This window comes from Alsobacter sp. P4_H11, from assembly GCF_056400925.1.
On sequence record NZ_JBFUKI010000002.1, the window covers coordinates 138,107 to 160,827 of the forward strand.

The 22,721-nt window shown below is 69.3% G+C and carries 19 protein-coding genes and 1 pseudogene; 8 read left to right on the forward strand and 12 right to left on the reverse strand.

Annotated features, from left to right (window positions below; all coding sequences use genetic code 11):
- Positions 1 to 28: 28 nt before the first annotated feature.
- On the reverse strand, positions 29 to 1,228 hold the full coding sequence (locus tag AC1DSZ_RS04075; RefSeq protein ID WP_476837108.1) for an MFS transporter: 1,200 nt from the start codon (positions 1,226 to 1,228) through the stop codon (positions 29 to 31).
- A 168-nt stretch (positions 1,229 to 1,396) separates the two neighbouring features.
- Between AC1DSZ_RS04075 and AC1DSZ_RS04080 the strand changes: the two genes are divergently transcribed.
- Positions 1,397 to 1,831: a DUF983 domain-containing protein gene (locus AC1DSZ_RS04080; protein WP_476837109.1), complete on the forward strand. Its 435-nt coding sequence runs from the start codon at positions 1,397 to 1,399 to the stop codon at positions 1,829 to 1,831.
- A 139-nt stretch (positions 1,832 to 1,970) separates the two neighbouring features.
- Here AC1DSZ_RS04080 and AC1DSZ_RS04085 read toward each other — a convergent pair whose 3' ends face one another.
- The 3 genes from AC1DSZ_RS04085 to AC1DSZ_RS04095 all read right to left on the reverse strand — a co-directional run bounded on the left by AC1DSZ_RS04085 (position 1,971) and on the right by AC1DSZ_RS04095 (position 4,787).
- Positions 1,971 to 2,759 carry an alpha/beta fold hydrolase gene (locus AC1DSZ_RS04085; protein ID WP_476837110.1) on the reverse strand — a complete coding sequence of 263 codons (789 nt, stop codon included), beginning with the start codon at positions 2,757 to 2,759 and terminating at the stop codon, positions 1,971 to 1,973.
- 2 nt (positions 2,760 to 2,761) lie between these two features.
- Positions 2,762 to 4,057, reverse strand: coding sequence for an O-acetylhomoserine aminocarboxypropyltransferase (locus tag AC1DSZ_RS04090; protein ID WP_476837111.1), 1,296 nt, complete (start codon positions 4,055 to 4,057; stop codon positions 2,762 to 2,764).
- 61 nt (positions 4,058 to 4,118) lie between these two features.
- The gene (locus AC1DSZ_RS04095) at positions 4,119 to 4,787 is read right to left on the reverse strand and encodes a GntR family transcriptional regulator (RefSeq protein WP_476837112.1); all 669 of its coding nucleotides are present in this window, start codon (positions 4,785 to 4,787) and stop codon (positions 4,119 to 4,121) included.
- A gap of 126 nt (positions 4,788 to 4,913) precedes the next feature.
- Here AC1DSZ_RS04095 and dctP point away from each other — a divergent pair, with 126 nt between their 5' ends.
- The 6 genes from dctP to AC1DSZ_RS04125 all read left to right on the forward strand — a co-directional run bounded on the left by dctP (position 4,914) and on the right by AC1DSZ_RS04125 (position 11,215).
- Entirely contained in the window at positions 4,914 to 5,933 is a 1,020-nt protein-coding gene (dctP, locus tag AC1DSZ_RS04100; RefSeq protein ID WP_476837113.1) for a TRAP transporter substrate-binding protein DctP, read from the forward strand.
- Positions 5,930 to 6,481: a TRAP transporter small permease gene (locus AC1DSZ_RS04105; protein WP_476837114.1), complete on the forward strand. Its 552-nt coding sequence runs from the start codon at positions 5,930 to 5,932 to the stop codon at positions 6,479 to 6,481. Before dctP ends, AC1DSZ_RS04105 begins: the two co-directional genes overlap by 4 nt.
- Positions 6,478 to 7,839 carry a TRAP transporter large permease gene (locus AC1DSZ_RS04110; protein ID WP_476837115.1) on the forward strand — a complete coding sequence of 454 codons (1,362 nt, stop codon included), beginning with the start codon at positions 6,478 to 6,480 and terminating at the stop codon, positions 7,837 to 7,839. Before AC1DSZ_RS04105 ends, AC1DSZ_RS04110 begins: the two co-directional genes overlap by 4 nt.
- Positions 7,840 to 7,981: 142 nt before the next feature.
- Positions 7,982 to 9,277 (forward strand): malonyl-CoA decarboxylase, encoded by a 1,296-nt coding sequence (locus tag AC1DSZ_RS04115; RefSeq protein ID WP_476837411.1) that lies wholly within the window; start codon positions 7,982 to 7,984, stop codon positions 9,275 to 9,277.
- A gap of 190 nt (positions 9,278 to 9,467) precedes the next feature.
- Positions 9,468 to 10,985, forward strand: a complete 1,518-nt coding sequence (locus AC1DSZ_RS04120; protein WP_476837116.1) for a malonate--CoA ligase — start codon at positions 9,468 to 9,470, stop codon at positions 10,983 to 10,985.
- 20 nt (positions 10,986 to 11,005) lie between these two features.
- Positions 11,006 to 11,215, forward strand: a complete 210-nt coding sequence (locus AC1DSZ_RS04125; protein ID WP_476837117.1) for a DUF4287 domain-containing protein — start codon at positions 11,006 to 11,008, stop codon at positions 11,213 to 11,215.
- Between the two features lie 361 nt (positions 11,216 to 11,576).
- On the opposite strand, the gene AC1DSZ_RS04130 is transcribed toward AC1DSZ_RS04125, so the two are convergent.
- Positions 11,577 to 14,393, reverse strand: a complete 2,817-nt coding sequence (locus AC1DSZ_RS04130; protein WP_476837118.1) for a [protein-PII] uridylyltransferase — start codon at positions 14,391 to 14,393, stop codon at positions 11,577 to 11,579.
- 250 nt (positions 14,394 to 14,643) lie between these two features.
- Here AC1DSZ_RS04130 and AC1DSZ_RS04135 point away from each other — a divergent pair, with 250 nt between their 5' ends.
- Positions 14,644 to 16,170: a YifB family Mg chelatase-like AAA ATPase gene (locus AC1DSZ_RS04135; RefSeq protein ID WP_476837119.1), complete on the forward strand. Its 1,527-nt coding sequence runs from the start codon at positions 14,644 to 14,646 to the stop codon at positions 16,168 to 16,170.
- A 166-nt stretch (positions 16,171 to 16,336) separates the two neighbouring features.
- Here the strand turns inward: AC1DSZ_RS04135 and pyrF are convergent, their stop codons facing one another.
- From pyrF to dnaK, 7 genes and pseudogenes are all read right to left on the reverse strand, one after another.
- Positions 16,337 to 17,044 carry an orotidine-5'-phosphate decarboxylase gene (gene pyrF, locus AC1DSZ_RS04140; RefSeq protein ID WP_476837120.1) on the reverse strand — a complete coding sequence of 236 codons (708 nt, stop codon included), beginning with the start codon at positions 17,042 to 17,044 and terminating at the stop codon, positions 16,337 to 16,339.
- Entirely contained in the window at positions 17,041 to 17,595 is a 555-nt protein-coding gene (locus AC1DSZ_RS04145; RefSeq protein WP_476837412.1) for a histidine phosphatase family protein, read from the reverse strand. Before AC1DSZ_RS04145 ends, pyrF begins: the two co-directional genes overlap by 4 nt.
- A gap of 338 nt (positions 17,596 to 17,933) precedes the next feature.
- Positions 17,934 to 18,506: pseudogene (locus tag AC1DSZ_RS04150) on the reverse strand (class I SAM-dependent methyltransferase); the annotation flags it as partial.
- Between the two features lie 162 nt (positions 18,507 to 18,668).
- Positions 18,669 to 19,802 carry a molecular chaperone DnaJ gene (gene dnaJ / locus AC1DSZ_RS04155; RefSeq protein WP_476837121.1) on the reverse strand — a complete coding sequence of 378 codons (1,134 nt, stop codon included), beginning with the start codon at positions 19,800 to 19,802 and terminating at the stop codon, positions 18,669 to 18,671.
- Positions 19,803 to 19,810: 8 nt separating this feature from the next.
- Positions 19,811 to 20,194 (reverse strand): HepT-like ribonuclease domain-containing protein, encoded by a 384-nt coding sequence (locus AC1DSZ_RS04160; protein WP_476837122.1) that lies wholly within the window; start codon positions 20,192 to 20,194, stop codon positions 19,811 to 19,813.
- Positions 20,191 to 20,526, reverse strand: coding sequence for a nucleotidyltransferase family protein (locus tag AC1DSZ_RS04165; protein ID WP_476837413.1), 336 nt, complete (start codon positions 20,524 to 20,526; stop codon positions 20,191 to 20,193). The genes AC1DSZ_RS04160 and AC1DSZ_RS04165 overlap by 4 nt, the downstream gene beginning before the upstream one ends.
- Before the next feature lie 7 nt (positions 20,527 to 20,533).
- Positions 20,534 to 22,441 carry a molecular chaperone DnaK gene (dnaK, locus tag AC1DSZ_RS04170; protein WP_476837123.1) on the reverse strand — a complete coding sequence of 636 codons (1,908 nt, stop codon included), beginning with the start codon at positions 22,439 to 22,441 and terminating at the stop codon, positions 20,534 to 20,536.
- Between the last annotated feature and the right edge of the window lie 280 nt (positions 22,442 to 22,721).

Genomic DNA, 22,721 nt, shown 5'->3' on the forward strand with positions numbered 1-22,721 from the left:
CTCCCCACAAGGGGGAGGGGGACGGATCTCAGGCGTCCGACGCAGCCGGCCGCGCCGGCGCGAACACATAGGCGGCCGTGGCCAGCGCAAGCGCGAGGCCGAAGGCGAGGTGGAGGTGGGCGTAGGTGTCGGCCGGGGCCGCGCCCGCCACCGTCTGGGCCTGGACGAACTGGCCGGAGAGCCATTGCAGCACGCCGGCGCCGCCGATGAACACGAAGTTCATGGCCGTGACGCCGCGCCCGAGCAGATGCGGGGGAAAGAACAGCCGCGCATGCGCCATCAGGATGCCGTAGGTCATCCCGATGGCGCCGACCACGACATAAAGCGCCACCGCGGCGAGCGCGCTCGCGTGGCCGGCGAGGCCGAGCGTCAACAGGGCAGCGGCCGTGATGATGCTTCCGGCCAGCGTGGCCGGCTTGGGGCCGCCGATCCAGCGCTCGAAGGGACCATAGGCCAACGCGCCGAGCGAGAGCGCGGCCCCCATCGCGAGCGCCGCGTTGCCGCGCTCCACGGCGTCGAAGCCATGCACCTGGCCGAAAAAGGGCGCGATCCAGAGGCTGCGCAGCGCGATCACGACGGCGTAGCTCACCAGCATCAGCGGCAGCATGAGCCACAGCGCGCGGATGCGGGCGATCTCGCCGAGGCCGGCCAGCACGCCAGCCTGCTCGCCTTCGCGGCGCACCTGCGGCGGGTCGCGCAACACCAGCAGCACGAGGGCGGCCGCCAGCAGCGTCACGGCCGCGATGGCGGCGATGCTGGGCCGCCAGCCGAAGCGCGCCACCGCGAGCGCCAGCGGGGTCGCGCCCAGGAGATTGCCGAAGGTGCCGACCCCGATGGTGATCGACGCCATCATGGCGAAGCGCTCGGGCGGGGCGACGCGACCGTAATAGTAAAGGCTGCCCATCAGCACGGGCGCGCAGCCCGCGCCGATCAGCGCCATGGAGACGATCAGAGATGTGTAGCTGCCCGCCGCCGCGAACCATCCCGCGCCCGCCACCGCCAGCAGCATGAAGCCCGCGATGGTCCCGCGCGGGCCGAACCGATCCAGCGTGATCCCGACCGGGAATTGCGTGAACGCGAAAGCCGCGAACCAGACCGCCGAGAGCGAGCCAAGCTGCGCGGCGTCGAGGCCGAGCTCGCGCGTGAGATCCGCCGCCACGATGGCCAGGAAGGCGCGGAAAAATTGGCTCAGCACATAGGCGAAGAGCAGCACCGCGAGCGCGGCCATGGACAGTTTCTCCCGATCGGCGCATGCACTGCGCTTGTCGCTACAAACCCGATTTGCAGCACGGGCGATAGCGGCTGCAACGCATGGCGGGCGGAACGCCTCCGCCGTGCCCGGCATTCAACCCGCAGCGCCCGGCCCCGGCCAGGCGCCGCGATCCGGAGTGAACCCATGAGCAGCGTCGCGGCGCTACCGAACCCTGTCCTGACCGGCCTGCGCGGCCGCTGTCCGCGTTGCGCCAAAGGCAAGCTGTTCTCAGGCTTCCTGAAGCTGGCGCCGCGCTGCGACCATTGCGGGCTGGATTTCGATTTCGCGGACCCGGCCGACGGCCCGGCCTTTTTCGCCATGAGCGCGATGAGCTTCCCGGTGCTGGGCTTCGCGCTCTGGTACGATTCCGCCTACCAGCCGCCGTGGTGGGGCCACCTGCTGGTGTCCCTGCCCATGCTGCTGGCGCTCTGCGTTCTGCCGCTGCGGCCCATCAAGGGCTGGCTGGTCTGCTCGCAATATTACTACAAGGCCGAGGAGGGGCGCCTGGCCCCGCAGGAACGCCCCGAGGCGGCCCCGCCCGGAACGGCGCCGACAGCGCCTCCGGCGGAAAAATTGTGAGCATGCGGGCATGGCCGCCGCCTTTCAGCCCCCTCCCCGTCATTGCGAGCCGGAGGCGAAGCAATCCAGCCTAAATGCCCGGCGTTAGCTGGATTGCTTCGCTGGCGCTCGCAATGACGGGAGGGTGTCGCCACCGTCGTCACATCACGGTTCTCAGCGCGTCCAGCACGGCGTCGGGCGCTTCGGCCATGAGCATGTGGCCGGCCTTGGGGACCACCATCGTCGTGGCGCCCGGGATGGCGGCGCCGAGCGCGCGGCCGGCTTTGGCGGGCGTCATCATGTCCCGTTCGCCGAGCGCCAGGATGGCCGGGCACCGCACGCGGGCGGCGTCGGCGAGGCCGTCCCGGTAGGCGTCGCAGGCCGCGAGATCGGCGTGGAGGACGCCGGGCACGGCGCGCTCCAGCAGGGCGGTTCCGTCGCCCAGCATCCAGAGGCCGGGCATCGGCGAGCCGCCCATGGCGGCGCGGGCGCCCATGCTCCAGACCGCGACCATGTCGACCGCCCGGCGCTGGTTGGCTTCGGCGGCGCTAAGCAAGTCGGCCGAGACCGGCGCCGCGCCGGCCGTGCCGACGAGCCCGATGGCGCGGACGCAGTCCGGGGCCTGCGCGGCGCAGCGCAGCGCGATCAGCCCGCCCATCGAATGGCCGACGATGGCGGCCTCGCGCAGCCCGGCGGCGTCCAGCAGGCGCAGCGTCCACTGCGCCATCGCGTCCACCGTGCGCAGCGGCGCGCCGCCGCTGGCGCCGTGGCCGGGCAGATCCACGGCCAGCACGCCGCGGCCGTGATGCGCGAACCAGCGCGTCTGGAGCGCCCAGACGGTGTGGTCCATGCCGGCGCCGTGGATGAAGACCATAACGGGCAGCGCCGGATCGAACGGCTTGCCGCCGGTGGCGGCGAACACGGGCTCGCTGTCGACCGTGATCCGCATGGTCAACCCCGCTGCGAGGCGCGCAGCGCCTGGTTGAGGTCGCCGATGAGGTCGGCGGCGTTTTCCAGCCCGACCGAGAGGCGGATCATGTCCTCGCCGACGCCCGCCGCCGCGAGTTGGGCCGCGTCCATCTGCTGGTGCGTAGTGCTGGCCGGGTGGATCACCAGCGTCTTGGCGTCGCCCACATTGGCGAGGTGGCTGGCGAGCTTCAGCGCCTCGATGAAGCGCCGGCCGGCCGAGCGGCCGCCCTTGACGCCGAAGCTCACGATGGAGCCTGCGCCGCGCGGCAGGAGCGTTTGCGCCAGCGCGTGGTCGGAGTGCGTTGCAAGCGTGGGATGCAGCACCCAGGCGACTCCTTCGTGCCGGCCGAGGAAGTCCAGCACGGCGGCGGTGTTCTCGACATGGCGCTGCATCCGCAGCGGCAGGGTCTCGACGCCCTGCAGCAGATGGAAGGCGTTGGTGGGGCTGAGGCAGGCGCCGAAGTCGCGCAGGCCCTCGGTGCGGGCGCGCATGATGAAGGCCGCGGGGCCGAACTCCTCGGCGAAGCAGAGCCCGTGATAGCCCGCGTAAGGCTCGGTCAATGTCGGATGCTTGCCGGAAGCGAGCCAATCGAAGCGGCCGCCGTCGATCACCACGCCGCCGATCGCGATCCCGTGGCCGCCGAGCCATTTGGTGACCGAGTGCATCACGATGTCGGCCCCGAGCTCGATCGGGCGGCAGAGCCACGGCGTCGCGAAGGTGTTGTCGATCAGGAGCGGCACGCCGGCCGCGTGCGCGATCGCCGAGACGGCCGGGATGTCGAGCACCTCGAGGCCGGGATTGCCGAGCGTCTCGCCGATCACCAGCCGGGTGCGCGGCCCGATGGCGGCGCGCAGCGCGTCGTGGTCGCGCGGCTTCACGAAGGTGGTCTCGATGCCGAAGCGCGGCAGCGTGTGGGCGAGCAGGTTGACGGTGCCGCCATAGAGCGACGCGGAGGCCACGATGTGGTCGCCGGCTGACAGCAGCGTCGCGATGGCGAGGTGCATGGCGGCCTGGCCGCTGGCCGTGCACACCGCGCCGACGCCGCCCTCCAGCGCGGCGAGGCGCTCTTCCAGCACCGCCACGGTGGGGTTGGAGATGCGGCTGTAGATGTGGCCGGGCCGCTCCAGGTTGAACAGCGCGGCGGCGTGGTCGGCGTCTTCGAACACGAAGGACGTGGTCTGGTGGATCGGCACCGCGCGCGCGCCGGTGGCCGGGTCGGGGCGCTGCCCGGCATGGAGGCTCAGGGTCTCGAAGGCGGGCGGCTTGGGTCCGGACATCGGGCGCTCGTGTGGTTTCGCCCGAGTGGACCAGCCGCGCGCCGGGCGCGCAAGAGCTTGCCTACCCGGCCTTGAGGCTCGGCAGGCTCGCCATGAGGTCGGCGAAGCGCTCGCCCTGCACCGAGATATGGTCGCGGATCAGCGTGGCGGCCTTCTTGGCCTTGCCGTCCCGGATGGCGTCCACGATGGCGGCGTGCTCGTCGAACGAGGCCGCGACGCGGTTGCGGACGCGCAGCTGCAGGCGGCGGTAGGGCTTGAGGCGGCGGTGCAGCGCGGTGGCCTGCTCGATCAGGAAGCCGTTGCGGCTCGCCGCGTAGATGGCGAAGTGGAAGCGCTCGTTCTCGTAGTAGTAGGCGTCCGGCCCCTTCGCGAGCGCGGCCTTGCAGGCCTTGTGGGCCTCCACGATGGCGGCCTCCGTTTCGGGCGTCAGGCGGCGCGCCGCCAGCTTGGCCGCGAAGGCCTCCAGCTCGGCCATGAGCTCGAACATCTCCACCAGCCGCTCGGGCGTGATGGTGGCCACCACGGCGCCGCGGCGCGGGCGGGATTCGACGAGGCCGGCGGCCGAGAGCTGGTGCAGCGCCTCGCGGACGGGCGTTCGCGACACGCCGAAGCGCTGCGCCAGCGCGACCTCCTCGAGCTTTTCGCCCGGGCCGAAATCGCCCGTCAGGATCGCCTGCTCGATCAGGTCGCGGAGCTTGCCGTTCGGCGCCGCAGCATGGATGTCGGTCATTTGTGCACCTGCGTTGGCCGTCATGTATACACAATGATTGACGCTTCGTACAGGAGCCTGTACGGCTATTCCTCATCGCCACAGAAGCGGACCGTCGGCAACGGCGGCCAAAGTCGAGGAAACGCCATGCTGATTTCACGCCGCTCCGTGCTGCGCGCGGGCCTCGCCGCCCCCGCCATCCTGTCGCTGCCGACGGGCAGCTTCGCCCAGCAGAAGACGCTGAAGATCTCCCACCAATTTCCCGGCGGCACGCTCGAGCAGGGCGACTTCCGCGACCGCATGTGCCGCAAGTTCGCGGCCGAGATCGAGAAGCGCACCAAGGGCGAGCTCACCGCGCAGGTCTATCCCGGCTCGTCGCTGATGAAGACCAACGCGCAGTTCTCGGCCATCCGGAAGGGCGCGCTGGACATGACGCTCTACCCGCTGAGCTACGCGGGCGGCGAGGTGGTGGAAACCAATATCGGCCTGATGCCCGGGCTCGTGACCTCCTACGAGCAGGGCGCCGCCTGGAAGACCTCGCCGGTCGGCAAGAAGCTTTCCGACATCCTCGCCGACAAGGGCGTGATGATCATCACCTGGGTGTGGCAGTCGGGCGGCGTCGCCAGCAAGCAGCCGATGCTCAGCCCGGCCGACGCCAAGGGCATCAAGATCCGCGGCGGCTCGCGCGAGATGGACATGGTGTTCAAGGCCGCCGGCGCCGCGACGCTCAACATCCCGTCCAATGAATCCTACGCCGCCATGCAGACCGGCGCGTGCGACGCGGTGGTGACGTCCTCCACCAGCCTGATCTCGTTCCACCTGGAAGAGCTCGCCAAGAACCTGACGTCGGGCCGCGGCAAGTTCTACTGGTTCATGCTTGAGCCGCTCCTGATGTCGAAGTCGCTGTTCGACGCGCTGCCCAAGAACCAGCAGGACGCCATCCTGGCCGTCGGCGCCGAGATGGAGCCCTTCGGCATCCAGGGCGCCAAGGCGGACGACGACGAGGTCGAGAAGGTGTTCGCCAAGGCGGGCGCGACCGTGAAGACGCTGGACGACGCGACGCTCGACCAGTGGCGCAAGCTGTCGCGCGAGACCGCCTGGAAGGACTTCGGCGAGCGCAACGCCTCCTGCGCCGAGTTGCTGAAGCTCGCCGAGGGCGTTGCGTGAGCCACGGGGCGCCTGAAATCTCCGCACCCGTCGAGGTCCCGGTCGTGCCGGGGCCTGTCGGCGTGCTCGTCAGGGCGATGAACCTCGTCAACCGGCTCGTGATGGGGCTCGGCGGGATCGCGCTGGTCGCGGCCGCGCTGGTGCTCTCCTACAGCGTGGTGGTGCGCTACTTCCTGAAGATCCCGACCGACTGGCAGGACGAAACGGCCGTGTTCCTGCTGGTCGGCGCCACCTTCATGAGCGGCGCGGCCGTGCAGGCGCGGCGCGGGCATGTGGGCATCGAGGCCTTCGCGTCCATCATGTCGCCGCGTGCGAACCGCTGGCGCATGCTGTTCACCGACATCGCGTCCGCGGCGTTCTGCGCCTTCTTCTCGTGGAAGAGCTTCACGCTGCTGCACGAGGCCTGGGTGGATGACCAGCATTCGTCCTCGACCTGGGGGCCGCCGCTCTGGATCCCATATTCGGTGATGGCGATCGGGATGACGCTCCTGACCCTGCAGATCATGATCCAGATCGCGGTTGCGCTGGACCGGAGGAATCACGCGTGAGCGCCGCCGCCATTGGCTTCCTGTATGCGGGCGCGACGCTCGGGGCGATGTTTTCCGGCATGCCGATCGCCTTCGCGCTCGGCGCGGTCGCGATCCTGTTCATGGCGTTCTTCATGCCGGGCGCGTCGCTGGATACGGTGACGCAGAACGTCTACGAGGAAATGTCCTCGATCACGCTTCTAGCCATTCCGCTGTTCATCCTGAAGGGCGCGGCCATCGGCCGGTCCCGGGCCGGGCAGGATCTCTACTCGGCCATGCACGCCTGGCTGCACCGGATCCCGGGCGGCCTCGGCATCGCCAACGTGTTCGCGTGCGCGCTGTTCGCCGCCATGGCGGGCTCCTCGCCGGCGACATGCTCGGCCATCGGCTCGGCCGGCATCCCGGAGATGCGGCGGCGCGGCTATTCGGGCGGCTTCGCTGCCGGCATCATCGCGGCCGGCGGCACGCTTGGCATCCTGCTGCCGCCCTCGATCACGATGATCCTCTACGCGGTCGCGGCCGAGCAGTCCCTGGGCCGGCTGTTTCTGGCCGGCATCGGGCCGGGCTTCCTGCTGGTCGGCCTGTTCGCCCTCTACGCGGGCATCCGCTTCCGGCAGGAATACGCGCTCGCCAAGCGAGTGTACGAGGCCGGCGGCCCGTTGTCGCCGATTCTCGAGGAAGACACGCTGTCGACGCGCGACAAGCTCTCGCTGCTGCCGCGCGTGCTGCCCTTCGTGCTGCTGCTCACAGGCGTGATGATCGCGCTCTATGGCGGCTTCGCGACGCCGTCCGAGACGGCCGGGCTCGGCGGCGTGATGGCGCTCGGGCTCATCGCGGCGATCTACGGCGTGCGGAAGCCCGCCGAGCTCTCGCCGATCCTGCACGCCACGCTGCGGGAAAGCACGATGCTGATGCTGATCATCGGCATGTCGCTGCTCTACGCCTACGTGATGAGCTACCTCCATATCAGCCAGTCCACGGCTCAGTGGATCGTGGCGCTGGGCCTCTCGAAGTGGCTGCTGCTGCTCGTGATCCTCGGCATGGTGATCGTGCTCGGCTTTTTCCTGCCGCCGGTGTCAATCATCCTGATGACGGCCCCGATCATCCTGCCGCCCTTGAAAGCGGCCGGCTTCGACCTGATCTGGTTCGGCGTGGTGATGACCATCGTGATGGAGATGGGGTTGATCCACCCGCCGGTGGGACTCAACATCTTCGTGATCAAGAACATCGCCCCCGACATCCCGCTGCGGGACGTCATCATGGGGACGCTTCCCTTCGTGATCCTGATGGCCGTGGCGGTGCTGCTGCTCTGCCTGTTCCCGCAAATCTCGACCTTCCTGCCGGACCTTGTGATGGGACCGCCAGGGGCCGGAAAGTGACCGGAGCGCGCGCATGACCAACGCCGAGCCGCAACCCACCGCCGATGCCCCCGCCGTCGCGGCGGCGGCCGGGTGGCGCAACGCCGTGAACATCTCGTTCTTCAGCGATCTGCTGCAGAGCATCGCAGATCGTGGCCGCTCGATGATCATGAGCGGGCGCGGCGGCACCGCCAAGGACTTGGCGGGGCTGTGCGGCGACCTCCTGTCCAGCCGCGGCGAAGCCTCCGGGGTGGCGCTGGCGCGCGAGATCCTGGATCGCTACGACGCGCTGGACGACGCCGCCAAGGCGACCTTCCTGCGCGAGCTGGTGCAGCGCTTCGGCGCGGAGCCCGCCGCGCTCGAAAAGGCCATCGCGGCCTATCGCGAGAAGCCCGACCACCGCACGCTGCTGGACCTGCACAAGGCCGCGGAGCCCCGCCGGCAGGAGCTGATCCGCCGGCTGAACCTCTCGCCCGGCGGCACGCTGCGGCTGGTGCGCATGCGCGAGGAGCTGTTCCGGCACCAGGCCGACATGCCCGAGCTGGAGGCGCTGGACGCAGATTTCCAGCACCTGTTCTCGTCCTGGTTCAACCGCGGCTTCCTGGTGCTGCGGCCGATCGACTGGTCGACGCCGGCCAACATCCTGGAAAAGATCATCCGCTACGAGGCCGTCCACGCCATCGAGAGTTGGGATGACCTGCGCCGGCGCCTGCAGCCGGCCGACCGTCGCTGCTTCGCGTTCTTTCACCCACAGATCGTCGACGAGCCGCTGATCTTCGTCGAGGTGGCGCTGACGGCCGAGATCCCGGCCGGCATCGGGCCGCTGCTGGCCGAGGACCGGAGCGTGATCGACCCGCGGCAGGCCACGACGGCGGTGTTCTACTCGATCTCGAACTGCCAGGAGGGGCTGCGCGGCATCTCGTTCGGCAATTTCCTGATCAAGCAGGTTGTGGAGGAACTGGCGCGCCAGCTTCCGGCCCTGAAGAATTTCGTCACGCTTTCGCCGGCTCCGACCTTCGCGAGCTGGCTGGCGCGCGAGCGCCGCAACGAAGCCTCGCAGGCGCTCACGGACGAGGACAAGGGCGTTCTCGACGCGCTCGACGCGCAGGGCTGGACGCAGGACGCCCAACGCCTGCCGGCCGTACGCCGCGTGCTGATGGAGGCGGCCGCCTACTACTATCTCCGCGCCAAGACGCCGGGCGGGCGCCCGGTGGACCCCGTGGCGCGCTTCCACCTCGGCAACGGCGCGCGGCTGGAGCGGCTGAACTGGCTCGGCGACGTCTCCGCCAAGGGCCTGAAGCAGGCGCACGGCCTGATGGTGAACTACCTCTACGACCTCGACGACATCGAGAAAAATCACGAGGCCTTCGTCAACAAGGGCCGCGTCGCGGCGGCCTCCGGCGTCCGCAACGCGCTCCGGAGCGATCTGCCCAGCCGCGAGGTCGTGCCGCTGCAATAGCGGGGCAACCCTCAACGCCCTCATCCTGAGGAGCGATGCATGGCATCGCGTCTCGAAGGACGAGGGATCCAGGATGCGGGACCGGCGGCGCGCGCTGGAACCCTCGTCCTTCGAGACGCAGCGCTGACGCGCCGCTCCTCAGGATGAGGGGCGCGAGGTAGCCGGCGAGAACCAGAGCAAGAGAAAACCCATGTCCGACAACCTTTTCGCGCTGGTGCGCGAGCGCGTCACCGACCCGCAGAAGCTCTTCATCGAGACGAATGACGGGCGACGCTTCACCTATGGGGACATGCTGGCCCTCTCGGCCCGGCTCGCGCACGCCCTGAAGGCGCGGGGCGTGGAGGTCGGCGACCGGGTAGCCGTGCAGGTCGAGAAGAGCCCCGAGGCGATCATGCTGTTTCTCGCCTGCCTGCGGGTCGGCGCGATCTACCTGCCGCTGAACACCGCCTATACGCTGACCGAGCTCGAATATTTCATCGGCGACGCCGAGCCCCGCGTGGTGGTGGCGTCCCCCAAGACGGGCGCGGCCGTCGGCGAACTCGCCGCGCGGCTGGGCGTGGGCGCGACCGAGACGCTGGGAACCGGCGGCGACGGCTCCCTGATGGAGCTGGCCGCCGGCCAGCCTGCCGACTTCCCGGACGTGGAGCGCGCCAAGGACGATCTCGCCGCGATCCTCTACACGTCGGGCACCACCGGCCGGTCCAAGGGGGCGATGCTGAGCCACTGGAACCTGGCCTCAAACGCGCTCACGCTGAAGGACTTCTGGCGCTTCACGGCAGATGACGTGCTGCTCCACGCGCTGCCGATCTTCCATACGCATGGCCTGTTCGTGGCCACGAACACCATCCTAATGGCCAACGCCTCGATGCTGTTTTTGCCCAAGCTCGACGCCGACGAGATGATGCGCCTCATGCCGCGCGCCACCTGCATGATGGGCGTGCCGACCTTCTATGTCCGCCTGCTGCAGGAGCCCCGCCTCGACCGCGAGACGACGTCCCATATCCGCCTCTTCGTGTCCGGCTCGGCCCCGCTGCTGGCCGACACCCACCGCGCCTGGAGCGAGCGCACCGGCCACGCCATCCTGGAACGCTACGGGATGACGGAAACCAACATGAACACCTCCAATCCCTATGAGGGCGACCGGGCGCCCGGCACTGTCGGCTTCCCGCTGCCCGGCGTGGAGCTGCGCGTGGTGGACCCCGAGACGGGCGCCCGCCTCCCTGACGGCGACGTCGGCATGATCGAGGTGAAGGGCCCCAACGTCTTCAAGGGCTACTGGCGCATGCCGGAAAAGACCGCCGCCGAGTTCAAGGCGGACGGCTTCTTCATCACGGGCGACCTCGGCAAGATCGACGAGCGCGGCTACGTGCACATCGTCGGCCGCGGCAAGGACCTCGTGATCACGGGCGGCTACAACGTCTATCCCAAGGAGGTCGAGACCGAGATCGACGCCATCCCGGGCGTGGTGGAGAGCGCCGTGATCGGCGTGCCGCATCCCGACTTCGGCGAAGGCGTCACGGCCGTGGTCGTCGTGCCGAAAGGCTCCGCGCTGACCGAGAAGGACGTTGTCGCGCGGCTCGACGGGCGGCTCGCCAAGTTCAAGCAGCCCAAGCGCGTGATGATCGTCGACGACCTGCCGCGCAACACCATGGGCAAGGTGCAGAAGAACGTGCTGCGAGAGCAGTACAAGGGCCTGTACGGCGGCTGATCGCGGCGGAGTTCGAATCCATGGCGGACACAGTGAAAGGCCCGGCCTCCTACTTCCCGTCGATCGAGAAGACGTATGGGAAGCCGATCGCGCACTGGAAGGCGCTCGTCCGGCAGCGGGCTCCGGCCAAGCACATGGAGCTCGTGGCCTTCCTGAAAACCGAGCACGGCATGGGCCACGGCCACGCCAACGCGATCGTGGCGCATACGCTGGCGGAAGACGCGGGCTAGGGCCGGCCGGCCGGCCGGGCCTTGAACTCACTGTCGGGGCACCCACGCCGTCATTGCGAGCGGAGCGAAGCAATCCAGTCTAACGCCGACCATTTAGACTGGATTGCTTCGCCTCTGGCTCGCAATGACGGCGAGGGACTGGAAAGCCGCGAAATCCTCACGTCATCCCCGGCGGCGCGCAGCGCCGGGAAGGGGATCCAGGGGACTGGGCGCAACATCCGGCCGGTGGCCCTGGATCCCCTTCCCGACCTGCTGCGCAGGTCGCCGGGGATGACGGCGAGGAGGCCGGGACGGCTGTGTCACCCTCCCGTCATTGCGAGCGCAGCGAAGCAATGACGGCGGGGCGGTTGCGACAGGGCGGCTACTTGCCGCCGGCGGCCACGCGCAGCTTGGGTTCGCGGTCGCGGTTGGGGTCGCGGGCTTGCAGCACGTCCATGAGGTGGCGGCGGATGGAGCCCTGCTTGGCCGGGTTCACGATCTTGGAGCCCGTCAGGTCGGTGACGTAGAACACGTCCACGGCTTTCTCGCCGAAGGTCGCGATGTGGGCCGATGCGATGTTGAGGTTCAGCCTGCCCAGAGCCGTCGTGAGCTCGTAGAGCAGGCCCGGCCGGTCCAGCCCGGAAACCTCGATCACGGTGTGGCGCGTGGAGAGCGCATTGTCGATCATGATCTGCGGCGGCACCGTGAAGGCCTTGGAGGCCGAGCTGCGGTCCGGGCCGCGCGCCGCCACCGCCTCGGCGATCTTGATCTCGCCCTTCAGGGCCTTCTCGATGTGCTGGGCCACGCGGGCGCCGCGGCGCAGCTCGTCCTCGTCCATGTCGAAGGCGCGCGAGACGAAGATGGTGTCCAGCGCCATGCCGTCCGTGGTGGTGAAGATCTGCGCGTCCACGATGTTGGCGCCGGCCGCCGCGCAGGCGCCCGTGATGATGGCGAGCAGGCGCGGATGGTCCTGCGCCGTGACGGTGAGCTCGGTGACGCCGCGGAAGCTGTCGGTCGCGACCTCGGTGGCGAGCGAACGCAGCTCGCGCTCGGCGCTGCGCAGCAGCAGCGCGTGCTGCACCTTGCGGGGCACGTCGACCTTGAGCCAGTAGGCCGGGTAATGCCGCGTCAGATAGGCGTCGACCTCGGCGTCCGGCCAGGTCGGCAAGGCCCGGCGGAGCTCCTCCTGGGCCTGGCGCACGCGCTGGCCGCGTTCGATCTGCGAGTGGCCGCCGGCCAGCACGATCTCGGTCTCCCAGTAGAGCGTGCGCAGGAGCTGGCCCTTCCAGCCGTTCCAGACGCCCGGCCCCACCGCCTTGATGTCGCAGACGGTGAGCACCAGCAGCATGCGCAGGCGCTCCAGCGTCTGCACGATCGCCGCGAAGGTCTGGATGGTCTTGGGATCCGACAAGTCGCGGCTCTGCGCCACCGTCGACATGGTGAGATGCTGCTCCACCAGCCAGGCCACCGTGTCGGTCTCGGCGTCCGTCAGCCCCAGACGCGGGCAGAGCTTGCGGGCGATGCGCGCGCCCGCGATCGAGTGGTCCTCGGGCCGGCCCTTGGCGATGTCGTGGATGAACAGCGCCACCGCCAGGATCGTGCGGTTGCGGATGGTCGGCAGGATCTCGTTGGCGACCGGAAGCTCGTCCTTCAGGCGGCCGTTCTCGATGTCTGCCAGAATGCCGATCGAGCGGATGAGGTGCTCGTCCACCGTGTAGTGGTGGTACATGTTGAACTGCATCATCGCGACGACGCGGCCGAACTCGGGCACGAAGCGGCCGAGCACGCCGGCCTCGTTCATGCGGCGCAGCACCACCTCGGGCGCGTTGGTGGAGGTCAGGACCTCGATGAACAGCCGGTTCGCCTCCGGAGTGTTGCGCAGGGCCGGGCCGATCAGCTTCAGCGAGCGCGTCACCAGCCGGGCGGCGTCCGGGTGAATGGCGCGGTTGAGCTTGTCGGCGATCCAGAACAGCCGGATGAGGTTGACCGGGTCGCGCTCGAACACGTCCGGCCGCGCGATGCTGAGCCGGTCGTTATCGACCACGAAATCCTTGCTTTCCGAGATCGCCCGGCCGCTGCGGCGGAAGCGGCCGACGAGGCGGTCCAGCATGGCGCGCGGCTTGGCGTGGCGCGCTTCCAGCGCCGCGCACACGATGGCGGTGAGGTCGCCGACATCCTTGGCGACCAGGAAGTAGCGCTTCATGAAGCGCTCCACCGACGACATGCCGCCATGCGTCGCGTAGCCGAGCTTCTCGGCGATCTGGCGTTGCAGGTCGAAGGTGAGCCGCTCCTCGGCGCGGCCGGTGACGTAGTGCATCTGGCAGCGCACGCGCCAGAGGAACTCGTCGCAGCGGCGAAACAGGTCCGCCTCCTCCTGCGAAAACAGCCCGGCCTCGACGAGGTCGGCGGTGCGGCGCACGCGGTAGACGTATTTGGCGATCCAGAACAACGTGTTGAGGTCGCGCAGGCCGCCCTTGCCGTCCTTGACGTTGGGCTCCACGAGGTAGCGCGACTGCCCGGCCCGGTTCACCCGGCGCTCGCGCTCGGCGAGCTTTTCGCTGACGAACTGGGAGGCCGTGCCCTGCACGACCTCGCGGTCGTAGCGGCCCTCGAACTCCGTGAAGAGCGCCTTGTCGCCGAGGATCAGCCGCGCCTCCAGCAGCGCGGTGCGGATCGTGTAGTCGCCATGCGCCTCGCGGATGCACTCGTCGAGGCTGCGGGTGGAATGGCCAACCTTCAGCTTCAGGTCCCAGAGCGCGTAGAGGATGCTCTCCACCACGCTCTCGGACCAGGGCGTGGTCTTGTAGGGCAGCAGAAACAGGAGATCGACGTCCGAGCCCGGCGCCAGCGTGGCGCGGCCGTAGCCGCCGACCGCCACCACGGCGAGGCGCTCGGAGGTGGACGGGTTCTGCACCGGGTAGAGCACCCGCACGGCGATGTCGTGCAGGGCAGCCACCATGGCGTCCATCAGGTCGGATAGCCGCCGCGCGCAGGCGTGGCCGTTGCGCTCGACGTCGAGCAGCGCGCGGGCTTTTTCGCGCCCCTCGTCCAGCGCCTTGCGCAACACGCCCACCACGGCGGCGCGGCGGGCGGCGGCGTCCTGCCCGGCGGCCTGAAGCGCGCCGTCCAGCGCGGTCTTCAGTTCGGCCCGGTCGAACACCGGCGACGGGCGGGCGGGATTGCTGCGCGGAGCGACCATGAGGCGAAATCCAGAGGCGGAGCGTTCGGCCCTGGCGAGCGGAACGGCCCACGATAACCGACAAAAGCAAACAACCTGCTTTTCCGGCGTTCCCGCGCCGGCGTCAAACCGGCATGCGTTTCACAACCTCGCGCACGCGCCGGTCGGTTGTGGCGCACGACCGATGGGCTAGGCTGACCCTGTTTCAGCCCTGTTGCGGCATGGTTTTCATGATCAACGCGTTTTGCGTCGCCGGCCTGGTCGCCCGCCCATGGTGACCCGCGTCTCCACCGTGTCGTTCGAGGGCATCGAGGCGAGGCCCGTGGACGTGCAGGTGCAGATCATGCCCGGCAGCGTCGTCTTCACCATCGTAGGCCTGCCCGACAAGGCGGTCGGCGAGTCGCGCGAGCGGGTGCGCTCGGCCCTGGTGGCGTCCGGCCTGTCGCTGCCGTCCAAGCGCATCACCGTCAATCTCGCGCCCGCCGACATGCCCAAGGAAGGCAGCCACTACGACCTGCCGGTGGCGCTGGCCGTGATGGCCGCCATCGGGGCCATTCCGTCGGACGCGCTGGACGGCTTCACGGTGCTGGGCGAACTGGCGCTGGACGGCGCGATCACGCCGGTCGCGGGCGTTCTGCCGGCCGCCATGGCGGCGAACGAGCGCGACATGGGGCTCATCTGCCCGGCGGAGTGCGGGCCGGAGGCCGCCTGGGCGTCGGGCGACATGACGATCCTGGCGCCGCGCTCGCTGATCCAGCTCGCCAACCATTTCCGCGGCGTGCAGGTGCTGTCGCCGCCCATGCCGGCGGTGCGCCAGCCCGGCGCGTCGATCCCGGACCTGCGCGACATCAAGGGCCAGGAAAGCGCCAAGCGGGCGCTGGAGGTGGCGGCCGCCGGGGGGCACAATCTCCTGATGTGCGGGCCGCCCGGCAGCGGCAAGTCCATGCTGGCGGCTCGCCTGCCCTCGATCCTGCCGCCGTTGCTGCCGCGCGAGTTGCTGGAAGTCTCGATGGTGCATTCCGTCGGCGGCCTGCTGGCGGGCGGGGCGCTGACGGATCGCCGGCCGTTCCGCGCGCCGCATCACTCGGCCTCCATGGCGGCGCTGGTGGGCGGCGGCATCAACGCCAAGCCGGGCGAGATTTCGCTAGCCCATCATGGCGTGCTGTTTCTGGACGAGTTGCCCGAGTTTCTTCCGCAGGCGCTGGACAGCCTGCGCCAGCCGCTGGAAACCGGCGAGGTCGCGATCTCGCGCGCCAACCGGCGCGTGGTCTACCCGGCGCGCTTCCAGCTCGTGGCGGCCATGAACCCCTGCCGGTGCGGGCACGCCACGGAGCCAGGCTACGCCTGCAAGCGCGCGCCCAACGCCAGGTGCATGGCGCAATACCAGTCGCGCCTGTCCGGCCCGCTGCTGGACCGCATCGAACTGCAGATCGACGTTCCGGCCGTGAGCGCCGCAGACCTCATGCTCCCCTCCCCGGCCGAAGGCTCCGCCGAGGTCGCCATCCGGGTGGCGCCTGCACGCGAGATCCAGCTCAGGCGCTACGCCGCGCTCGGGGCGCCCACGTCCACCAATGCGGCCTGCCCGGCCGGGCTGGTGAACGACATCGCCCAGCCGGACGCCGCCGGGCTCAAGATCCTGCGCGAAGCCGCCGAAGCCATGCGGCTCACGGCCCGCGGCTTCCACCGCGTGCTGAAGCTCGCCCGCACGCTCGCCGACCTCGACGAGGCCGACAAGGTTGGCCGGCTCCACATCGCCGAAGCGCTGTCCTATCGCAGCCGCGAGGTGGTGGACGGCTAAATCGAACGCACATCTCCGCCGTCATCCCCGGCCGGAGCGGCGCAGCCGCGGAGGGGAAGGGGATCCAGGGCAGCCGCGCTCACCCCTGGATCCCCTTCCCGACCCGCTGCGCGGGTCGCCGGGGATGACGGCGGAGCGTGGTGCGGCGAAGTACGGGTGGGCCGCCTCACCCCAGCGCGGCGGCGATCTCGGCCGTAATGGCCTCGGCCGCGGCGCGCGGGTCTTGCGCCTGCGTGATCGGCCGGCCGATCACGAGCGCGTCGGCTCCGGCCGCGATGGCGGAGCCGGGCGTGGCGGCGCGCTTCTGGTCGCCAAGGGCCGCGCCGGCGGGGCGGATGCCGGGGGTCACGAGGCGCATGCCGGGGCCGAGCAGCGCGCGCGTGGCGGCGAGTTCCTCGGGCGACAGGATCAGCCCGCCGACGCCGGCCTCCCGGGCCTGCCGGGCGCGACGCGCCACCAGGTCCTTCACGGTCATGCCGTAGCCGGCGGCCTGAAGATCGGCGTCGTCGTAGGAGGTCATCACCGTGACGGCCAGCAGCGTCAGGCCGGAGCCCTCCGTCGCCGCAACGGCGGCCTTCATGGTTTGCGGATAGGCGTGCACGGTGAGGTAGGTCGCGCCGAGCCTGGCGACCTGCTCGGCGGCGCGCGAGACCGTGTTGGGGATGTCGTGGAACTTGAGGTCGAGGAAGACCTTCTTGCCGTCCCCGATCAGGCGCTTGGCGAAGTCGAGGCCGCCCGCATAGATCAGCTCGAGGCCGACCTTGTAGAAGCTCACGGAATCGCCGAGCCGCTCGGTCATGGCCTGCGCCTCGGCCACGCCGGGGAGGTCGAGAGCGACGATCATGCGGTCGCGCGGGTGGGCTGCTCCGGTCATTCGGGCTCTCCGATTCTGGCGTCCTCGAGGGGGCGCCAGCGGTGGAGCACGCGCAACGTGGCCCTGTCAAAGGCGAAGACGTTTCCGCCCCCGGCCGGCTGATCGAAGCGCCGGTCGATCTCCGAGCCGCTCAGCGCACAACACAGCAGCGTGCCGACGCCGCCATGACCGGCAAAGGCCAGGTCCCCGGGCGGGGCCTCCGCCAGGGCGGCGCGGACGGCCGCGACGACCCGGGACTGGGCGTCGAAGGCGCGCTCCCAGCCGCGGACGCTCTCGTCCGGTCGGGCGAAGAACTGGTCGGCGACGGCCTCGAATTCGGGCGGCGGCAGAAAGCCCGTCGCGCTGCGGTCGTTTTCGTGAAGATTGGGACGAACCAGCAGCGCTGCGCCGGTGGCGCGCGCGAGCACGCAGGCAGTCTCAATCGCCTTGGCTTCATCAGATGATGCGACGGCTGCGAGCCCCGCGACCCAAGGCGCTCCGGCGGCAGCCTCGATGCGGGCGCGGCCGAGGTCAGACAGGGACCACCGCGGAACCGGAACGGCGGGATCCATCCGGATCTGCGGGTGGGTGACGTAGTAGACCGTCGCCACGCGGGCTATCCGCGCCGCGTGGGGCGCGCCTTGCGCAGGGCCCGCAATTGCGCGTCCGCGGCCACATGCGCGTCGGGCCCCTCCATGTGCGCGTTGATGCGGCGCAGGAACTCCAGCGTGGGCCGCACGCGCTCGTCGCGCATCACGCGATCGGCCTGCTCGTCCCAGGCGTGCCGAACCCGGTCCGCTCCGTCCAGAAGTTCGTCGCGGACGCGGCCGGTGCCGGACTTGAGGCGCCGGACAAACGCCGCTTCGGCGCGCGAGCGCCGCTTTGTCTCGAAAACCGGCGCGCCGTCCGCGCGGCGGTAGGCCCAGACACGCGCCGGCGGAATGTTGAGCCAGACCGGGGCCGAAGCCTCGGCGGCCACGCCCGGGCCGCGCGGAACCGGCGACGTCAACCCGTAGGTGAACTGGATGAATGGCGCGTCCGGGGCCATCAGCCCGAAGGCCTGCACGAGCAGGCGGGCGCGCTCTTCCTCCGGACGTGTGAGCAGCGGCAGGCTGGACACCACGGCGGCGGCCGGCGCCCGCAGGCGTCCGGCCAAAGTGCGGTCGATCGCGTAGGCGTCGCCCTGCACCACGGTGGCGCGCGGGAAGCGCTGGCGGAGCAGCGCGCAGAAATCGGGGTCGAACTCGACGAGCACGAGGCGATCCTCCGCCACGCCGCGCTCGATCAGCGCCTGCGTGACCGGACCGGTGCCGGGGCCGAGCTCGATCACAGGGCCGGGACGGGAGACATCCACCAGCGCCGCCATGGCGCGCGCCAGCGCCGGGCCGGAGGGCGCTATGGCCCCGGCCTGGAGGGGATTGTCGAGCCAGCTCCTGAGAAAACGCGCTTCATCCTGCAGGCGCCGGGCGAGCGGCTCCTTCAGCTTGGGCTTCCTCTCGGGGCTGGCGCCGCGCTGGTGGCGGCGGGGCTCGGGCTGCAACGCAACTGGCTCCCTGTGCGCAGAACCGCAAGGCTAGAGCCGAGCGGTCATGGGGTCAACGCGCCTGGGTTGCGGAAAGACGCCCCGCCGGCGGCAGGCGTCCGCCTATTCGGCGGCGCCGCCGAAGAAGTCGCGCACCTTGGCGAAGAAGCTGGCGCTCTCGGGCTGGGTGTCCTTGGAGCTCTCGCGCTCGAATTCAAGCAGCAGCTCGCGCTGGCGGCCGCTGAGCTTCTGCGGCGTCTCGACGACGACCTGAATGTAAAGGTCGCCATGGTCGCGCGAGCGCAGGATCGGCATGCCGCGGCTGCGGATGCGGATCTGCTTGCCGGTCTGCGTTCCTTCCGGAACCTTGACGCTGCATTCCTCGCCGTCCAGCACCGGAACGCTGATCTCGCCGCCGAGCGCAGCCGTCACCATGCTGACGGGCACGCGGCAGAACAGGTCCGCGCCGTCGCGCTGCAGGAAGGGGTGCGCCTTGAGCGACAGGAAGATGTAGAGGTCGCCGTTGGGGCCGCCGCGCAGCCCCGCCTCGCCCTCGTTGGCGAGCCGGATGCGGGTGCCGTCCTCGACGCCGGCCGGGATGTTCACCGAGAGCGTGCGCTCGCGCGTGACGCGGCCCGCGCCGTTGCAGGACCGACAGGGATCCTCGATGACCTCGCCGCGGCCCTGGCAATTCGGGCAGGTGCGCTCGATGGAGAAGAAGCCCTGGCTCGCCCGCACGCGGCCATAGCCGCCGCAGGTGGGGCACTGCTTGGCCTTGGAGCCGGGCTTCGCGCCGGTGCCCGAGCAGGCCTCGCAGGCGATCGAGGTCGGCACCTTCAGGGTCGCGGTCTTGCCCGCATAGGCCTCCTCGAGGGTGATCTCGAGATTGTAGCGCAGGTCCGACCCGCGCTCGCGCCCGTTGGGCTGCTGGCGGCCGCTCCGGTTGGAGAAGTCTCCGAACAGGTCCTCGAAGATGTCCGCCATCGAGGACGCGAAGTCGTTGCCGAAGCCCGGGCCGCCACCGCCGCCATTCTCGAAGGCCGCATGGCCGAACCGATCATAGGCGGCGCGCTTCTGCCCGTCCGAGAGCACCTGATAGGCCTCGTTGAGCTCCTTAAACTTCGCCTCGGCCTGCTTGTCGCCCGGGTTCTTGTCCGGGTGATGCTTCATCGCGAGCTTGCGAAACGCGGATTTCAGCTCCGTCTCGGTCGCGGTGCGGCTGACCTCGAGCAGTTCGTAGTAGTCTGTCTTGGCCATGGATGCGGCTATGCTCGGTCAGGCGTTGAAGTTTCGGGGTCAGGGTAGGCCAGCAACATAGTTTCGAGCGATTCGATCAGCGGCGGAAGGTCGTCACGCACCGTCTCCCAAATCACGCCCATGTGCAGACCTTCATAGCCGTGAGCGATTCTGTCGCGCATTCGGGCCATGTTGATCCACTGAATGTCGTCATGGCCCCGCATTGCATCAGGAGCCGCGGCGATCAAGCGCTTCGTGTTCTCGCCAATCACGATCAGGCACATCGCAACTGCGTGCTGCGTCTTCTTGTCAGCGAGAAAATCTTGCTCGGAGAGGCCTTCGACGAAAATGATCGCGTCACGAGCCGCGTTGGCCATGAGCTCGATGTAGAGGCCCGGATCGCCGCCTCTCATAGAGGCTTCGCCTCCGAAAGCACCCGTCCTTTGATGCGGCGGTGCAATTCCTCGGCGATGACGAGATCCACCTTCTTACCTAGCAGGCGCTCCAGCTCGGCTTCCAGCCCGCAGATCTTAAACAGGGTCAGGCCAGGCAAGGGGTCGATCAGGATGTCGACGTCGCTGTTTTCGTCGTCGTCCCCACGGGCCACCGATCCGAAGACTCGGAGGTTGGACACGGGGTACCGCGATACCGTGCTGATCACAGCGTCGCGGTTGGAAGCCAGCGCAGCAGACGGTCGCATGTCGCCCTCCATGCGATCGGCGGCCGGCGCTCGGCCGGCCGCCATGATCACATCAAGCCCGCTTCTTCTTATCGTCGTCGCCGACTTCGCGGAAGTCCGCGTCAATGACGTCGTCCTTCTTGGCGTCGGCTTCGGCGTCAGCTTCCGCGCGGCCCTGCTCGGCGGCGTACATGGCCTCGCCGAGCTTCATGGAGAGCTGCATCAGGTCGTTGGTCTTGGCCTTGATGGCCTCGACGTTCTCGCTGGCGATCTCGGTCTTCAGAGCCGCGATCGCGCCCTCGATGGCCGACTTATCGGCCGCCGCAGCCTTGTCGCCGAGATCCGCGACCGACTTCTCGGTCTGGTGGATCAGGCTTTCGGCCTGGTTGCGGGTCTCGACCAGCTCGCGCCGCTTCTTGTCGTCCGCGGCGTGCGCCTCGGCGTCCTTCACCATCTTCTCGATGTCGGTCTCGCTGAGACCGCCCGAGGCCTGGATGCGGATCTGCTGCTCCTTGCCGGTGGCCTTGTCCTTCGCCGACACGTTGACGATGCCGTTGGCGTCGATGTCGAAGGTCACCTCGACCTGTGGCACGCCGCGCGGCGCCGGCGGCAGGCCGACGAGGTCGAACTGACCAAGCAGCTTGTTGTCCGCCGCCATCTCGCGCTCACCCTGGAACACCCGGATGGTCACGGCCGTCTGGTTGTCCTCGGCGGTGGAGAAGACCTGGCTCTTCTTGGTCGGGATCGTGGTGTTGCGGTCGATCAGCCGGGTGAACACGCCGCCCAGCGTCTCGATGCCCAGCGACAGCGGGGTCACGTCGAGCAGCAGCACGTCCTTGACGTCGCCCTGCAGAACGCCCGCCTGGACGGCCGCGCCGATGGCCACGACCTCGTCCGGGTTGACGCCCTTGTGGGGCTCCTTGCCGAAGAACTGCTTTACGGCCTCCTGGACTTTCGGCATGCGCGACTGGCCACCGACGAGGATGACCTCGTCGATCTCGGCCGCCGTCACGCCGGCGTCCTTGAGCGCCTTGCGGCAGGGCTCGATCGTGCGCTGGACGAGATCGTCCACCAGCGCCTCGAACTTGGCGCGGGTGAGCTTCAACGTCAGGTGCTTCGGGCCGCTCGCGTCAGCCGTGATGTAGGGCAGGTTGATCTCGGTCTGGCTCGCGGAGGAGAGCTCGATCTTGGCCTTCTCGGCCGCCTCCTTCAGGCGCTGCAGGGCGAGCTTGTCCTTCTTGAGGTCGATGCCCGACTCCTTGCGGAACTCCTCGGCGAGGTATTCCACAAGGCGCATGTCGAAGTCTTCGCCGCCCAGGAAGGTGTCGCCGTTGGTGGACTTCACCTCGAACACGCCGTCGCCGATCTCCAGGATCGACACGTCGAAGGTGCCGCCGCCAAGGTCGTACACGGCGACCACGCCGGTCTTCTTCTTGTCGAGGCCATAGGCGAGCGCCGCCGCGGTGGGCTCGTTGATGATGCGCAGCACCTCGAGGCCGGCGATTTTGCCGGCGTCCTTGGTGGCCTGGCGCTGGGCGTCGTTGAAGTAGGCCGGAACCGTGATGACCGCCTGCGTGACCGGCTGGCCGATGAAGGCCTCGGCGGTTTCCTTCATCTTCTGCAGGATGAAGGCGGAAATCTGCGAGGGCGAGTAGGTCTTGCCGTCGGCCTCGACCCAGGCGTCGCCGTTGCCGGCGCGCGAAATGGTGTAGGGCACGAGGCCCTTGTCCTTCTGGGTCATCGGATCGTCATAGGTGCGACCGATGAGGCGCTTGATGGCGAAGAAGGTGCGCTCGGGATTCGTGACCGCCTGGCGCTTGGCCGGCTGGCCGACGAGGCGCTCGCCTTCGTCCGTGAATGCGACGATGGAGGGCGTGGTGCGCGCGCCTTCCGCGTTCTCGATCACCTTGGGCGTCGCGCCTTCCATGATGGCGACGCAGGAATTGGTGGTTCCGAGGTCGATGCCGATGACTTTTGCCATGTCGTAGGTCCCCTTTTTCGGCGAGATCACCGAGCCCCGAAGGCGCTCCGGCCAGAGGTTCCCCGTCTCGCCCCGACCGAGGCGGGACCGGGAGCCTGATCCCCTAGGATTGGCGGGTATTTCCCGCGTCGGCGGGTATATAAGGAGGCGCCGCCGGGGCTGCAAGGCGAGATCCTGCCCGCATCGCGATCCCGGTGATCGCGCAAGAAGGTCACAGCCCCCGAGCTTCGCACGCGCGAGGCGCCGCCAGCGATTCGTTGTTAAGCAACGCCGTGGTAAC

Excerpts from the sequence above, each read along its gene's own strand:
- AC1DSZ_RS04075 (WP_476837108.1), bottom strand. The coding sequence starts at position 1,228 with ATGGCCGCGCTCGCGGTGCTGCTCTTCGCCTATGTGCTGAGCCAATTT.
- AC1DSZ_RS04080 (WP_476837109.1), top strand. The coding sequence starts at position 1,397 with ATGAGCAGCGTCGCGGCGCTACCGAACCCTGTCCTGACCGGCCTGCGC.
- AC1DSZ_RS04085 (WP_476837110.1), bottom strand. The coding sequence starts at position 2,759 with ATGCGGATCACGGTCGACAGCGAGCCCGTGTTCGCCGCCACCGGCGGC.
- AC1DSZ_RS04090 (WP_476837111.1), bottom strand. The coding sequence starts at position 4,057 with ATGTCCGGACCCAAGCCGCCCGCCTTCGAGACCCTGAGCCTCCATGCC.
- AC1DSZ_RS04095 (WP_476837112.1), bottom strand. The coding sequence starts at position 4,787 with ATGACCGACATCCATGCTGCGGCGCCGAACGGCAAGCTCCGCGACCTG.
- dctP (WP_476837113.1), top strand. The coding sequence starts at position 4,914 with ATGCTGATTTCACGCCGCTCCGTGCTGCGCGCGGGCCTCGCCGCCCCC.
- AC1DSZ_RS04115 (WP_476837411.1), top strand. The coding sequence starts at position 7,982 with ATGATCATGAGCGGGCGCGGCGGCACCGCCAAGGACTTGGCGGGGCTG.
- AC1DSZ_RS04120 (WP_476837116.1), top strand. The coding sequence starts at position 9,468 with ATGTCCGACAACCTTTTCGCGCTGGTGCGCGAGCGCGTCACCGACCCG.
- AC1DSZ_RS04125 (WP_476837117.1), top strand. The coding sequence starts at position 11,006 with ATGGCGGACACAGTGAAAGGCCCGGCCTCCTACTTCCCGTCGATCGAG.
- AC1DSZ_RS04130 (WP_476837118.1), bottom strand. The coding sequence starts at position 14,393 with ATGGTCGCTCCGCGCAGCAATCCCGCCCGCCCGTCGCCGGTGTTCGAC.
- AC1DSZ_RS04135 (WP_476837119.1), top strand. The coding sequence starts at position 14,644 with ATGGTGACCCGCGTCTCCACCGTGTCGTTCGAGGGCATCGAGGCGAGG.
- pyrF (WP_476837120.1), bottom strand. The coding sequence starts at position 17,044 with ATGACCGGAGCAGCCCACCCGCGCGACCGCATGATCGTCGCTCTCGAC.
- AC1DSZ_RS04145 (WP_476837412.1), bottom strand. The coding sequence starts at position 17,595 with ATGGATCCCGCCGTTCCGGTTCCGCGGTGGTCCCTGTCTGACCTCGGC.
- dnaJ (WP_476837121.1), bottom strand. The coding sequence starts at position 19,802 with ATGGCCAAGACAGACTACTACGAACTGCTCGAGGTCAGCCGCACCGCG.
- AC1DSZ_RS04160 (WP_476837122.1), bottom strand. The coding sequence starts at position 20,194 with ATGAGAGGCGGCGATCCGGGCCTCTACATCGAGCTCATGGCCAACGCG.
- AC1DSZ_RS04165 (WP_476837413.1), bottom strand. The coding sequence starts at position 20,526 with ATGGCGGCCGGCCGAGCGCCGGCCGCCGATCGCATGGAGGGCGACATG.
- dnaK (WP_476837123.1), bottom strand. The coding sequence starts at position 22,441 with ATGGCAAAAGTCATCGGCATCGACCTCGGAACCACCAATTCCTGCGTC.